At 69.9% G+C, this 13,776-nt stretch carries 12 protein-coding genes and 1 pseudogene; 4 read left to right on the top strand and 9 right to left on the bottom strand.

Going from position 1 to position 13,776, the window contains the following annotated elements:
- Positions 1 to 299: 299 nt before the first annotated feature.
- Positions 300 to 3,029 carry a bifunctional acetate--CoA ligase family protein/GNAT family N-acetyltransferase gene (locus OV427_RS40255; RefSeq protein ID WP_267861531.1) on the bottom strand — a complete coding sequence of 910 codons (2,730 nt, stop codon included), beginning with the start codon at positions 3,027 to 3,029 and terminating at the stop codon, positions 300 to 302.
- Positions 3,030 to 3,577: 548 nt separating this feature from the next.
- Here OV427_RS40255 and OV427_RS40250 point away from each other — a divergent pair.
- Positions 3,578 to 3,829 carry a hypothetical protein gene (locus OV427_RS40250; protein ID WP_267859278.1) on the top strand — a complete coding sequence of 84 codons (252 nt, stop codon included), beginning with the start codon at positions 3,578 to 3,580 and terminating at the stop codon, positions 3,827 to 3,829.
- A 32-nt stretch (positions 3,830 to 3,861) separates the two neighbouring features.
- Here the strand turns inward: OV427_RS40250 and OV427_RS50905 are convergent.
- Positions 3,862 to 3,933 (bottom strand): annotated as a pseudogene (locus OV427_RS50905) (hypothetical protein); the annotation flags it as partial.
- Between the two features lie 586 nt (positions 3,934 to 4,519).
- Positions 4,520 to 5,293, bottom strand: a complete 774-nt coding sequence (locus tag OV427_RS40245) for a serine aminopeptidase domain-containing protein (protein WP_267861530.1) — start codon at positions 5,291 to 5,293, stop codon at positions 4,520 to 4,522.
- 131 nt (positions 5,294 to 5,424) lie between these two features.
- Between OV427_RS40245 and OV427_RS40240 the strand changes: the two genes are divergently transcribed.
- Positions 5,425 to 6,462 (top strand): hypothetical protein, encoded by a 1,038-nt coding sequence (locus OV427_RS40240; RefSeq protein WP_267861529.1) that lies wholly within the window; start codon positions 5,425 to 5,427, stop codon positions 6,460 to 6,462.
- A 23-nt stretch (positions 6,463 to 6,485) separates the two neighbouring features.
- On the opposite strand, the gene OV427_RS40235 is transcribed toward OV427_RS40240, so the two are convergent.
- Both OV427_RS40235 and OV427_RS40230 read right to left on the bottom strand, forming a co-directional pair.
- The gene (locus tag OV427_RS40235; RefSeq protein WP_267861528.1) at positions 6,486 to 7,205 is read right to left on the bottom strand and encodes a siderophore-interacting protein; all 720 of its coding nucleotides are present in this window, start codon (positions 7,203 to 7,205) and stop codon (positions 6,486 to 6,488) included.
- 124 nt (positions 7,206 to 7,329) lie between these two features.
- The gene (locus OV427_RS40230) at positions 7,330 to 8,229 is read right to left on the bottom strand and encodes an NmrA family NAD(P)-binding protein (RefSeq protein ID WP_267861527.1); all 900 of its coding nucleotides are present in this window, start codon (positions 8,227 to 8,229) and stop codon (positions 7,330 to 7,332) included.
- A gap of 82 nt (positions 8,230 to 8,311) precedes the next feature.
- Here OV427_RS40230 and OV427_RS40225 point away from each other — a divergent pair, with 82 nt between their 5' ends.
- Positions 8,312 to 9,337: a LysR family transcriptional regulator gene (locus OV427_RS40225; protein ID WP_267861526.1), complete on the top strand. Its 1,026-nt coding sequence runs from the start codon at positions 8,312 to 8,314 to the stop codon at positions 9,335 to 9,337.
- 81 nt (positions 9,338 to 9,418) lie between these two features.
- Positions 9,419 to 10,033, top strand: a complete 615-nt coding sequence (locus tag OV427_RS40220) for a DUF2378 family protein (RefSeq protein ID WP_267861525.1) — start codon at positions 9,419 to 9,421, stop codon at positions 10,031 to 10,033.
- 120 nt (positions 10,034 to 10,153) lie between these two features.
- On the opposite strand, the gene OV427_RS40215 is transcribed toward OV427_RS40220, so the two are convergent.
- The 4 genes from OV427_RS40215 to tgt form a co-directional block, all read right to left on the bottom strand.
- Positions 10,154 to 11,002 carry an alpha/beta fold hydrolase gene (locus OV427_RS40215; protein ID WP_267861524.1) on the bottom strand — a complete coding sequence of 283 codons (849 nt, stop codon included), beginning with the start codon at positions 11,000 to 11,002 and terminating at the stop codon, positions 10,154 to 10,156.
- Between the two features lie 101 nt (positions 11,003 to 11,103).
- Entirely contained in the window at positions 11,104 to 11,421 is a 318-nt protein-coding gene (locus tag OV427_RS40210) for a hypothetical protein (RefSeq protein ID WP_267861523.1), read from the bottom strand.
- 63 nt (positions 11,422 to 11,484) lie between these two features.
- The gene (locus OV427_RS40205; RefSeq protein WP_267861522.1) at positions 11,485 to 12,339 is read right to left on the bottom strand and encodes a tRNA (5-methylaminomethyl-2-thiouridine)(34)-methyltransferase MnmD; all 855 of its coding nucleotides are present in this window, start codon (positions 12,337 to 12,339) and stop codon (positions 11,485 to 11,487) included.
- Positions 12,336 to 13,505 (bottom strand): tRNA guanosine(34) transglycosylase Tgt, encoded by a 1,170-nt coding sequence (tgt, locus tag OV427_RS40200; RefSeq protein ID WP_163998274.1) that lies wholly within the window; start codon positions 13,503 to 13,505, stop codon positions 12,336 to 12,338. The genes OV427_RS40205 and tgt overlap by 4 nt, the downstream gene beginning before the upstream one ends.
- Positions 13,506 to 13,776 lie beyond the last annotated feature (271 nt).

Genomic DNA, 13,776 nt, shown 5'->3' with positions numbered 1-13,776 from the left:
GTGCGTGAAGGAGAACGGTGTCCTGCCCGACAGGGGGCCACCCATGGCCCCGTGGCCGTTGCACCCGCGGCCAGTGGGCACTTGCTGGAAGAAGGCCCAGTCTTGGTCTCAGCCCCGACGCGGAAGCGCATGTCGCCACGTGCCGGAGCCGGTGAAGTGTCCCCTGGCCGGGATGGGTGCTCCCCTTTCCCTCACCCTTCCCGGCCTTTTTTTCAGTGGCCCCCGCTTCCTCGGCGAGCAGCCGCGCGGCCGGCCTTTTGATTCGGGGCGCCCGTCGCGAGGAGCCACTTCCGCCAGCTTCAGAGCACCTTCACCGCCTTCACCATGTCCGGAGCCAGCTCCTCGTGCGGGAGGATGGAGAAGCCCAGCTTCCGGCTGATGGTCTGCATGGCCCGGTTCCCCGCGAGGATGTCCGCGACGATTCGCTGCATCCCCCAGTCCCGCCCCACGTCCACCAGCCGGCGCAGCAGCTCCGTGCCCAGTCCCTGCTTCTGCGCGATGTCGCTGATGAGGATGGCGAACTCCGCATCCTGCGTCCCCCGCAGCCGCGTCAGCCGCCCCACGCCGAGCAGCGACCCGTCCTTCCGCTCCGCCACCAGCGCCAGCTCCCGCGCGTAGTCGTTGAAGCAGATGCGAGCCAGCCGCTCGTGCGCCACCCGCGTGTTGACGTGCAGCAGTCCCGCGTAACGCAGGAACACCGTGTGCTCGGACAGCGTCCGGTGGAACTCCCCCATCCGCGGCTCATCCTCCGGGCGGATGGGCCGCAGCAGCACCTCCTCGCCGCTCGTCATCCGGTAGGGCGCCACGTACTGCTGCGGATACGGCTCAATCGCCAGCCTCGGCAGGTCCGCCTCCGCCACCGTCGGCGGGTGCAGCACCACACGCGCATCCAGCGCGAGCAGCCGCTCCGGAGAAGCCAGCAGCGGGTTGATGTCGATCTCCTTCACGAAGCGCTGCTCCACCACCAACCGGCTGAAGCGCACCATCAACCGCTCCAGCGCCGCCAGGTCCACCGGTGGCCGCCCGCGCACTCCACGCAGCGCCTGATGGATGCGCGTCTGCTCCATCATCCGCCGCGCCAGCGTCGTGTTGAGCGGCGGCAGCCCCAGCGCCCGGTCCTTGAACACCTCCACCAGGATGCCGCCCGCGCCGAACAGCAGCACCGGGCCGAATTGCGCGTCCAGCCCGCTGCCGACGATGAGCTCGTACCCGTCCAGCTTCACCATCGGCTGCACCGTCACGCCCTCGAACGCCTCCGCCTGCCCCAACTCCGCCAGCCGCTCGCGGATGCCCCGGAACGCCGCGCGCACCGCGTCCGCGTCCGGAAGATTCAGCCGCACGCCCCCCACGTCCGTCTTGTGCGTCACCGTGCGCGAGTGCAGCTTCACCACCACCGGGTAGCCCAGGGACGCGGCCTCCGTCACCGCCTCGTCCTCCGTGTGGGCCAGGCGCGTCTCCACCGTGGGGATGCCGTAAGCGGCCAACAGCTTCTTCGACTCGTACTCCGTCAGCAGCGAGCGTCCGGCCGCGCGGACCTCGTCAATCTGCCGGCGCGCTTCGTCACGGGCCTCCGCGTGCTCCTCCGCCAGGGTGGGCGTTTCGTACAGGCCGGCCAGGTTGTACGTATACCGCCACATGTAATTGAAGATGCGCGCCGCCGTGTCCGGATAGCCGAAGGTGGGGATGCCCGCGTCGTTGAGGATGCGCTCCCCCGCCGCCACCTCCGAGCCCCCCATCCAGCTCGCCAGCACCGGTTTGCCGTGCAGCTTCGCGTAGGGTTTGAGCCGATCCGCCGTCTGCGTGGGCTCGGTCATGTCCTGCGGCGTGAGGATGACCAGCAGGCCGTCGCTGTTCGCGTCCTTCCCCGTCACCTCCAGCGCCTTCGCGTAGCGCTCCGGGTCCGCGTCACCCAGGATGTCCACCGGGTTGCCATGGCTCCACTGCGGCGGCAGGAATCCGTCGAGCGCCCTGCGCGTGTCCTCCGTCAGCGCCGCCACCTCGCCGCCCCCGGCCACCAGCGCGTCAGTCGCGAGCACGCCAGGGCCCCCCGCGTTGGTGAGGATGGTGAGCCGGCGTCCGGCGGGACGGGGCTGCCGGGCCAGCGTCTCCGCCATGTAGAAGAGGTCGGCAATCGAGTCCACGCGCAGCACGCCGGTGCGACGGAAGGCGGCGCTGAGCACCTCGTCGCTGCCCGTCAACGTGCCCGTATGTGACGCGGCGGCCTGCGCGGCCTGCGCGGTGCGCCCCGCCTTGATGACGATGATGGGCTTGGTGAGCGCCACCTCGCGCGCTGCGGAGAGGAACGCTCGCGCGTCACCGATGGACTCCATGTAGAGGAGGATGGAGCGAGTCATCGGGTCATCAGCCAGATAGTCGATGAGGTCTCCCCAGCCCACGTCCAGCATGGAACCCACCGAGACGAAGGCGCTGAAGCCCACCGCCTCGCGCAGGCTCCAGTCGAGGATGGCGGTGAGCAGCGCGCCGCTCTGGCTGATGAAGGCCACGTTGCCCGGCCGGGCCATGGCTCCGGCGAACGTCGCGTTGAAGCCGCTCGTTGGCCGTATCACGCCCAGGCAGTTGGGACCGATGATGCGAATGCGCGCCGCCTGCGCCACCTCGAGGATTTCGCGTTCCAGCCGCGCTCCCTCCGCGCCCGTCTCCTTGAAGCCCGCGGAGATGATGATGGCGCCACGAACGCCCAGCTCCGCGCACTCGCGGATGATGCCGGGCACCACCGCAGCGGGCGTGACGATGACAGCCAGGTCCACCGGCTCCGGCAGCGAGCGCAGCGACGGCCACGCCTTGATGCCCAGCACGTTGGGCCGCTGCGGGTTGATGGGATAGACGGTGCCGCCGAACGGATTGCTGATGAGGTTCCAGAGGACGGTGCGCCCCACGCTCCCCGGACGCTCGCTGGCCCCTACCACCGCCACACTGCGCGGCGAGAAGATGACGTCCAGAGGCAGCCGCGTGTGCTGCTGGTGGAGCACGTTGTGGGACGGGTCCGTCTTCGAAGGGCGCGGGTCCATGGACACCGTCTTTGAAGCGGCGCCCCCGCGCGCGCAATGGCTTCGTCGTGCCGTCCGTGTGGCAGCCGTCAATGGCTCCATGCAGGACGCGCAAGGAAACGCCAGGAAGAAGGCCACCCTCACGAGGCCCTCTTGGGTCGTCCACTGCCGTCTGTGACTCGGGCTGAGCGGAACCAGGAGGAGTGCCGCCCCCATGGGAGCCGCGAGAGCCGCCCACCGCCGTCTTTGGCTCGGACTGAGCGGCAACATGAGGCGTGCCGCTCTCGCGGGAACCGCCGGAGTCTTCCACAACCCTCTGTGACTCGGGCTGAGCGGCACCAGGAGGAGTGCCGCCTCGACGCGAGCCGCTAGAGTCGTCCGCCTTCGCCAGCGCGCGCCAGAGGGCCGCCGCCGATTCGAGGACGTCCTCCCGGTACACCTCCTTGTTTCTCTCCGTCAGCACGCGCACCCACTCCGCCAGCGTGCCCCACACCAGCGCTTCGCCCACCCGGGCGCAGCCGGGCACCAGCGCCCCCTCCTGCTCTCCCTTCAGGAGCACCTCTCGCACCATGGCCCGCGCCGCACTGCCGGGCGCCGGCTGCCCTTCGACTTCCGGGTGCCGGTGCAGGAAGGCGAAGGCGAAAGGGCCGGGCAGCCCCAGCGCCCAGTGCGTCAGCGCATTCCAGAAGGTGAAGAAGGCCTCGCGGAAGCTGACGCCGTCCGCCCCGTGCTTGCAGAAGAAGGCCCAGTCCACCTCCCGGCAGAAGGTGTCCTCGTGGAAGCTCCGCACCGTCTGGGCGAAGTGCTGCTTGCTGCCGTAGCGCCGGTACAAGCTGCCCACCGACATCCCCACGGACCGGGCCAGCTCCTCGGCCTTCACGTGCTCGTAGCCATGCCGGCCCAGCACCTCCGCCGAGCTCTGCATCATCCCCGAGAGGTAATGCTCCGCGAACCCCATCCCCTACCCCTCCTGCCCCCTTCCGGGGCGGCCGTCCCGTGGAAGTAATGTTCCTTCCACCATTCCCTTCTACCGGAGAGGGCTGACATGGCTGGTAGGGAGCGCCTGCCATCCCCGGCGGGTAGGCCCTCATGGCCGAGCCCGTCCTCGCCGCTTCGCCGCTCCGGCGAGGTTGCCTGACGCGTGGAGCACGCAACTCTCTGGTGTTGCCACGAGACACCTGCGTCTCACTGGCGTCGCGAGGCCGCTCGGGGTCGCGGGTTCTCGATTCCCTCGCGACGGGCGGCGGCGAAGTCAAACCCGATGCAGTCCGCGCATGAAGCGGCCATTACATCCCTGGTTCCCAGGAGTGCGCGCGATTGCAGGGACTTCTCGGCCCGCGCAGTACCTGGCGGAGCCGCCCCGAGGCTGAGACCACGAACGTGCCGCCAGCAATCGAGCCGGCGGCGGCGTCAGAGGGAGCGTCTGTCGCCGAGCGTGGCGAGGAAGGCCCGGTCCACGGCCCCTGCGCAGGCGCGTCCCCGACAATCGCAGCAGCTACCCGCGACTTGAATCAGCCCTCCAGGAAGGCGGAGATGATTCCGTTGATCTCCCGCTTCTGCGCTTCGGTCGCCCCGTCCCACATGTCGTCGTGGCGGGTGCCGGAAAGCGGGATGACCTTCATGCCCAAGGCGCGTTGCTCTTCCACGTCAGGCAGCACGCCCTCGTCCGCCACCTGGTCGCTGGAGCGGATGGAGAGGACTCGTGGCGACCGCGCGCGCGGCAGCGGCATGCGCCGGTTGTCGAGCGAGATGACCTTCTCGACCCGCGCCGCATGCTCGTGAGCGAACAGCATGGCGATGTCGCCACCGTTGCTATGGCCCACCAGCAGCAGGTGCTCCACATCCAGCTCCGGGTGCATCCGCGCCAGCGCCCGACGCACGAAGAGCAGGTCCTGCACGCCCTGCTCCCAGTTCGGGCGGCGGGCTTCACGAAGCTTGCCGCTGGTGGCCAGGGGCGGGTCGCCGGGCAGCTCGTACTGGATGCTGGCCACGAAGTAGCCATGGGCCACCAGGTTGCGGGCGATGAAGGAGTAGTCGGTGTACTGGCCGCCGTGGCCGTGGCTGAGCAGCGCGAGCTTGAGCCTGGGGCGCGGCCCCGCCGTGTCCCGGAAGTACAGGACAAGGGGAACAGAGCGGCTCCGGGCCGGGTCGAACAGTGCGAGCTGCTCGGTTCGAAGGTCCGCTTCGGGCGATGTCGCAACCTGGGCCGTGACGCTGCGGCTGGCTGGAGCGCAGCCGGCAGCCAGCTCGAGCACGCCCAGCGCAAGTGCAAGAGGGACTCGCATCGAGCGAGTGTCTCATGATTCCGCTGGGCATCCCCATGTCTCCATCGAGGCCACGCCACCCTTCGGATATACGCTCACGAGACGAACGGCATGGCCTTCAGCGGCTTCGAATGACGGTGAGGACCCACGACTTGAAGAATGCATTCCGCGGCGTCGTGCACAGTGGCTGCTTCATCGACGAGCGCAACCTGGCGCTGGTCGTCAGCCACCCGCATCCCGACAATGACCACGGAGGCGGGCCGGGCCCCGTCAAGGACTGGAACGAGCCCTATGACCCGGAAGCGTTCCAGAGTCTCATCGACTCCGACTTCGACCCCGACGACGTCTGCTTCGAAGTGGACGGGTTCCGGAACGTGGCGGTGTGCACGGAGGGCCGCTGGACGCTGGAGGAACTCCCGGGCGCTGGAACCATCGAAGCGCTGTGCCGCCAGGGCGCCAACAGCCTGGGCGCGCTGCTCTCGTACGGCGGTTCGGCCTTCCATGCCGCCATTCGCGAACGCGAAGGAGGCGGCTGGGAGGTCCTCGAGTACAAGGGCCTGCCGGCGGGGCTCGTCGAGACGCGCGCGTGCTTCAGCGGTGCCGACATCGTGCTTGCCGGGAGTCTGTCGTACGCGCTCGACGCTCCGTCCGAGGTGGGCCTGCTCGTGCGCGGCGACGGGGGCATGACGTGGACGCACTCACTGGGGCAAGTCCCGGGGCGGGTGCTCGCGCTGGACAGTTGTCCTGGCGCAGACGGGACGAGAATCCTCTATGCCGGCGGCAAGGGACTCTGGATGCACACGGAGGGCCGCTGGAGCGAGGTGCATTCCTACCTGAACGGCGAAGTGGCCTACCTCCGCTGCTTCCCCTCGGGCGACGTCGTCGCTGGCACGACGCGAGGCGACGTCATCGCTGGGAATGGAGCGGACTGCCGCGTCATCGCACGAGTGGGCCCCATCCATTCCGCCGAGCGGTGGGGTGACTGTTTCTATGTCGCGGACTCGGAGCGGGTCTACCGCCTGGGCACGTCCGGCTTCGAGCGTTGCGCCATTCCCCTGATGGACTCCGTCGGACGGATCCCCACCGTGGGCAGGTTGTCCACGGGAGGCGGACGCCTCTGGCTGGCGGGCAGCCACGTGCTCGCGTCGAGCGTCGACGGCATGGCCTGGACGACGCATCCGGTGCGCTGAGAGCCGGCCCCGGGGAGGCCGCGTCAGTCGAGTCCGCGCTTCCCCTCGGACCAGTACGCCTTCACCTTCTGCGCCGCGCCCACCCCGTCCGCCCGAAGCCGCGAGCGCAGCGCCTGGATGGCCTGCGCCCGGCCCGTCATGACGAGACTCGCGCCCGGCCGCTGCTCCAGCGCCGTGCGCAGGCGCTCCGCCACCGCGGGCAGGTGCGCCTCATCGGGTGTCCGCTCAATCACGGCGCTGCCCGACAGGTGGAACTCGCGCAGCACCGCCTCGGACTCCTCGCGGGAGGAGACCTCGAACACCTGCTCGACGCCTCCCACACCGGCCCGCAGGTTGCGCAGCGCGTGGGCCACGGCGAAGGACGTCTCGTCGCCGAAGAGCACCACGGGTCCCTGGAGCGCCGTGAGCGACAGCGAGCCGCGCGGCCCCATGAACTGGCAGCGGTCCCCCACGCGCACGTTGCGGCCCCACTCCGCGCCGGGGCTGTCGCCATGGAGATACACCAGCAACTGCGTCGTTCCTCGCACCGCGTCCCACGCCAGGGGCGTGTACGTCCGCATCCCCACGCGCGGGAAGTACACCTGCACCTTGTCGCCCGCGCTCCACGAGATGTCGCGCAGCCCTGCTCCCGCCAGCTCCAGCCAGCGGAAGTGAGGAGTGAGGTCTCGCACCTGCTCCACCGTCGCGTCGCGGAACAGGAACCGCCCCAGCATGCCTCCGAGAATCGCCTTCCCTGACGCCATCCGTGTCACTCCCGGGGGCCGAGCTGCCCCCATTCACGCGGGCCATCCTCGCACCGGCGCACCGGCGCGGGAATGAACCCGTGTGACGGAAGCATGAAGAAGCGTGAAGTCCCTCGGTGGAGTCTCAGGCCGCGGCCGTGGCCGCCTGGTCCACCGCGGGCTTGAGCACCTCGCGCGCCCACTTCGCCAGGGTGGTGGGCGTGGTGGTCTGAGGGGAACGCGTCTCGGCGGGGTCCATGCGGCCGTCGATGATGGCGCCGTACAGCTCCGCGTAGAGGTCCACCATCCACGCCGGCATGCCCGCGCCGGCCATTCCCTTGCGCGCGTCGTCCAGCGCCACCTGGACGTAGCGCACGGGCCGGCCGAGCGCCTCCGAGAAGATGGGCTCCAGCTCCGCGTAGGTGACGTGCGCCGGGCCGTGGATGCCCACGTAGCGGTGCCCCTTCCAGCCGGCGTCGAGCAGCACCTCGGCCGACTTCACGGCGATGTCCGCCACCGCCACCATGGGCACGGCCTTCGTGCGGGGCATGGGCATGAACAGCGAGCTCGTCTTCGCCAGCGTCGGCAGGTCGCGCAGGAAGTTCTCCATGAAGAAGCCCGGCCGGAGGATGGTGACGTCCGGGCAGACGGCCTTGAACGCCTCCTCCACGGCCAGCAGCGCGCCCACGGGGCCCGTACCCGGGCCGTTCTGCGCACCCACACTGGACAGCACCACCACGCGCTTCACGCCGTGCTTCTTCACCGCCTGCGCCGCGGTGCGCGCCGCGTCCCCCGCCCAGGAAACGAAATCCGGTCGGATGGCCGGCGGCGTCAGCCAGAACAGCGCCTCCGCCCCGGCCAGCGCGCGGTCCAGTACCGCGGCGTCGTCGGTGGAGCCCTCCACCAGCTTCGCGCCGCGCTTCACCAGGTCCGCCACCTTGTCCGCGCTCCGGCTGATGACGGTGAGCGAGCGGCCCGCCGCCAGCAGGCTCAGCGCCAGGGGACGGCCGATGTTTCCGTTGGGGGTATTGATGACGATGCTCATGGGGTGTCTCCGGGGAACGTCGAGATGGGCGTAAAGTGCTCGCGCTCCCGGCATGAGGCCACTGCATGTTACTCATGTGGACATGAGCGCCCCTCATGTTCGCCGTCCTCCGGCCTCCGCGACGCCCGAGCCCACGCCGGCCTCCACGGACCTGTCCGGCATCAACCTCAACCTCGTGGTGGCGCTGGACGCGCTGCTGACGGAGGCCAACGTCACCAAGGCCGCCGCGCGGGTGGGCGTCACCCAGTCCGCAATGAGCCACTCACTGCGGCAGCTCCGCGAGCTCCTGGGAGACGCGCTGCTCATCCGCGGACGGGGCGGCATGGTGCGCACGCCGCGCGCGGAGCAGCTCGCCGCGCCCCTCCACCGCGGGCTGCTGGAATTGCAGCGGGCCCTTCGCAACGAGCCCGTCTTCGAGCCCCGCACCGCCAGGCGCCGCTTCATCCTGGCCACGGGGGACTACTTCGCCGCCACGCTGCTGCCGGAGTTGCTCGTGGTGCTCAACACCGAGGCCCCGCACGTGGACCTCGTCGTCCGCCACCTCATCCCGGACCAGGCCATCTCCCTCATGGAGAGCGGCGATGTGGACCTGTGTGTGGCCGCCTTCCCCGACTCCTCGCTCTCCCTGCGGCAGCAGAAGCTCTACACGGAGGACTTCGTCTGCGTGGTGCGCGAGGGCCACCCCGCCGTCCGCAAGGGGCTGGATTTGGAGACGTACCTGCGCCTGCCCCACGTCCTCATCAGCCCCCGGGGCGAGGGGGCCGGGGCGGTGGACACCGCGCTGGCGGCGATGGGGCGCTCGCGGCGCATCGCCCTGCGCCTGCCCTACTTCCTCACCGCGCCCCTGGCGGTGGTCCACTCGGACCATGTGCTTACCGCACCGCGTCGTCTGGTGGAGACCTTCACCGGCAACGGCGCCTGGCCCCTCCGAGTCCTCCCCCCGCCCCTCGCGCTCAGGTCCTTTGACGTCCTTCAAATCTGGCACGAGCGGTTCGACACAGACCCGGCCCACCGCTGGCTGCGAAGTGCAGTCTCACGCGCCGCCGGAGTCACTGGCGACCTACCCTCCAGGTCTTCACGGCGGGTGCGCAGGACGCAACCTTCCTGACACTCCCGGACAGGGACACTGAACGCAGATTCAAGGGTGGGCGAGCATCCCACGGCCCTGCCGTTGTATACGTGGTCCTCTATGACTTCTTCCGAGAAGCTGGTTTTCACTCAAACGGTCGAAGCGCTCTTCGTGCGCGCTCTGGAGAATCGACTGACGCCGGCGTGCCGCGAGCACCTGCGTCGGGCGGGGCTGGACCTGGAGCAGAAGCTGGAGCGGACCTACACCTTGGAGCAGTGGAAGGAGTTCCTCCGCATCGCCGCGGGCCACGTCTACGGAGGCGTCCCCGCCGAGGCGGCGTATTACTCGCTGGGCGAGCGCTTCATGGACGCCTACTTCGGGACCTTCTTTGGCCGGGCCCTGCTGGGCGTCGTCCGGCTGGCGGGCCCCCGGCGCATGCTGTTGCGCGCGGCCATGGGCTTCCGTGCGGGCAACAACTTCAGCGACGTGGACATCGTCGAGCGAAGCCCCACGTCCCTGGAATTCCGGATGAATGACGTGCTGGCGGACCTGCCCACCTTCGCCTCGGGGCTGCTGGCCCGGGCGGTGGAATTGTGCGGCGGGTGGCGCGTGGTGGCGGTGCCCGAGGAGTTCGACGGCACGTCGGCCACGTTCCACATCCGCTGGTCGGAAGTGCCCGTCGAGGCCGCCCTCAGCGCCACCGGTGACGGCGGCGTGTCGCGGCCCCGGGCGTAGCAGTCCCCCTTCGGGGCCCGGCAGGGCGGGCGCGGACAGCGCTCCAGCCACCGGGCCCCGGGACGGGCTCATGACTCCGGAAGGCCTCCGTCGAGTCGGCCCGCCCCGCGTTACCCGGAATCACCGAGGCCGCGCGTCCACCGCGTCGAGGAACGCGAGGATGCGCTGACCGCAGGCCTCCGGCTGCTCCAGGGGGAACAGGTGCGTGGTGCCCGGAAGCTCCTCGGTACAGACGCCGGGCACGGTGCGCCGCACGCGCTCCAGGGCCTCCGGGGTGAGCGTGTCCGTGTCACCGCCCCGCATCACCAGCGTGGGCACCGTCACCTTGCGCAGGGAGGACCACACGTTGACGGGAATCGTCTCGAAGATGCGTGCCTCCCATGCCGCGGGGATGGTCAGCCGGACGCCGCCACCGGGAGCGTCGACGAGGCCGTGGGCGAGGTAGTCCTGGAAGGACTCGGGGTCGAAGCGCTGGAAGAGGGACTTCTTGCCGTAGCTGGCGGCCACCTCCTCACGAGAGCCCCACGCCTCACGGCGGCGCCGCGCGCCACTGGCCAGGGGAATCCGCTTCCGCATGCCCAGCAGTGCCGCCGCACGGAGCATCCACAGGCGCTTGCCGGTGACGAGCACCGGGTCCAGCGCCACCACGGCCCGGAACAGGCCCGGCGACTTCACCGAGGCGAGCAGCGTGGCCACACCGCCCACGCTGTGCCCCACGCCCACCACGTTCTCCAGACCGCGCGCCCGCAGTGTGTGGGCCAATTCGTCCGCCAGGTCCGTCCAGCTCCCTAGCGTCAGCGGGTCCTCGCCCGGTACGAGGCAGCGGCTGCGCAGCGTGAAGACGCGGTAGCGCGTCTTCAGCGACTCGATGAGCTTGCGGTAGGTGCCCGGTGGGAAGCCGTTGGCGTGGGCCAGGTGCAGCACCGGGCCGGTGCCGCCCCACTCATCCAGTTCCAGAGCGTCGCGCATCCCCTTCCGCATACTCCGGACGGTCCCCGGTGTCTTCAGCAGGTAGGCAGGGAGCGCATCCAGCCCGGACACGGGGGGAAGTCGCACAGCGAGGAGCGGTGCTACTTCACCGCGTCCGTGGCCTGCGCATCCGCCGGTGCCGCCGCCGGCGCCTCGGCCGCCTTCAGTTCCTCCTTGCAGCTCACGATCTGTCCCGCGGCGCTGCAGATGAAGCGGTGCCCACGGCATTCAGCAGTCCAGGGTGTCACCTGCTCGCCAATGCCAAACGAGTCCTTCTCTCCGGAGATCTGCAACTCTTCAGCAGGGCAGCCAATGGCTCCCGCGGAGAGGTTCGCATACTGCTGCTTGCTGACAGTCACGCAGCCGGAAGCAACCGCGAGGAGGGGAACGAGGATGAGGGTACGAAGGCAGGAATTCATGGGCGGCCTTGTACTGCATTGACCGCCTGGAATGCAGCCCCCAGACATCCAGCGGAGCCGCACTCACCGCCACTGCGGATGTGACAGCACGCGCGTCTCGACCTCGGGCGTAAGCGCCGCGCCGTGGGGCGCCCTCGACGACGAGCGCTTCCACCGCTCCAGCCACCGCTCGCCCAAAAGCAACTCCAATGACTCACGCCGGGTAGCGCCCACCGTCGTTTCACCCTTGGTGCCCGTAGACACACCGGCCCCCACGAAGAAGCCAGCCAGCAGCAACGTCACCCGCGTCGGCGTGGCCGCGCTGTACGTCAACAGCAGCGTCCCCTCGCCATCCTCGCGGCAATGCCTGCGCACTCGCGCCAGCACGCCTTCGGTCCACATGTCCGGGTTGGACGCCGGGGAGAACGGGTCGAAGTACACGAGGTCCGCCACCGGCAGCGCGCCGTCCAGGTGCGGCACCGCGTCCCCGAGCAGCAGCCGCCAGCGCACGCCCTCCCCTTCCCACACGCCGTCGCGCATCAGCGCCTCGGCCGCCTCGCGGAAGGGCTGGAGGAACGGAAAGCCCGCCGCGTCCGCCAGCGCCAGCCGCAGCGGCGCCAGGTCCACCTCGAAGCTCACCACCTCCAGCGTGCGCCGCTGCTCCGCGCCCAGCGAGCGCGCGCAGGTGAGCGCGGCCACCGCGTTGGTGGCGGCCCCCAGGCCCACGTCGTGGATGACCAGCGGCGGGCCCGGCTGGCGCAGGCGCTCGGCCAGGCGCGGCTGCTCCACGTAGAGCCGCAGCGCCTCCTGCCACGGGCCCACCGAGGGGTGCATCACCTCGCCATGGCCCAGGTGCCGCACGGCGCGCGCTCCGTTGCGCAGGGTGACGACCTCGAAGTCCCCGTCGCGCGGATTGGCGACCGTCGCCTCGCCGCTCACCCGACCTCCTTCAGCGTCACCTCACGCGCCCCCGCCTCTTCCTTCAAGTCCTTCGGCGTGGCGATGGCGGCCTTCAGCTCCCGGGCCACCTGGTCGTAGGTGCCACCGAGGATGCCCGCGCGGATGCGCCCCATGAGCTTCTGGTAGTGCCGCACGTTGTGCACCGACAGCATCCGCGAGCCCAGGTGGTGCTTGCCGCGCATCAGGTGCTGGAGGTACCCGCGCGTGTAGCGCTTGCACACGTAGCAGTCGCACTCGGCATCCAGCGGCGCGTCGTCCAGCCGGAACGCGGTGCGCGTAATCCTCACCAGCCCCTGGAACGTGTACGCATAGCCCTGCTGCGCCATCTTCGTGGGGATGATGCAGTCGAACATGTCCACGCCGCGCAGCACCGCTTCAATCAAGTCGGTGGGAGTCCCCACGCCCATGAGGTAGCGCGGCTTGTCCGCGGGCAGCGACGCGGTGGCGCGCGCCGTCATCGTCTCGCGCTCCGCCTTCGTCTCGCCCACCGCCAGCCCGCCGATGGCGAAGCCGTCGAAGGGCAGCTTCGTCAGGAAGTCCGAGCTCTCGTCGCGCAGGTTCGGGTACACGCCGCCCTGGACGATGCCGAACAGCGCCTGCCCCGTGTCGTGCTTCGCCTTCGCCGCAAGGCTGCGCACCGCCCAGCGGTGGGTGCGCTCCATGGCCTCGCGAGTGCCCGCCTCGTCCGTGCGCGAGTCGATGCACACGTCCAGCACCATCATGATGTCCGAGTTGATCGCCTGCTGCATGGCGATGCTGGACTCGGGGCTCAACAGCTGCCGGCTGTTGTCGTGGAAGCTGCGGAAGTGGGCGCCCTTCTCCGTAATCAGCCGGTCCTCCGGCAGGGAGAAGATTTGAAACCCACCCGAGTCGGTGAGGATGCCACCATCCCACTGCATGAACGGGTGGATGCCCCCGAAGCGCTTGAACACCTCCGGGCCCGGCCGGAGCATCAGGTGGTAGGTGTTCGCCAGCAGGATGCTGGCCCCCGTCTCCTTCACCTCCTCGCTGCCCAGGTGCCGGAAGGCGGCATGGGTGGCCACCGGCATGAACATCGGAGTGAGGAAGGAACCCCGGCGGGTGTGCAGGATGCCCGCACGGGCGCCGGTGGGGTCGGTGGTGACGAGCTCGAAGCGGACGGCCATTGAACGGCCCTTATACCCGCCACTCCCGGCCGGCACCGCATCCATCTGCCCGGCCCGCTCCCCCACCCCCAGACCCTGGTCCCCAGTGGCCCCCTCCCCGCCCCCAGGGCAGGCGACCAGGGGCGACTCATGTGGGAGAGCCCCGGCACCCCGCCCGCCCGGACGGCGGCATTTTCCGGACCCTCCCAGCGGTTACATTGGGTCACCGCGAACGGGCCGGGACTGGAATCACCTTGCTTCTTTGGCCCACCGCGCCATTTCCGCTACAACG

Origin of the sequence: Pyxidicoccus sp. MSG2 (genome assembly GCF_026626705.1) — a bacterium.
Taxonomy (GTDB): Bacteria; Myxococcota; Myxococcia; order Myxococcales; family Myxococcaceae; genus Myxococcus.
Note: the sequence above shows the minus strand (reverse complement) of the source record. Positions and strands in the feature narration are given on the sequence as shown.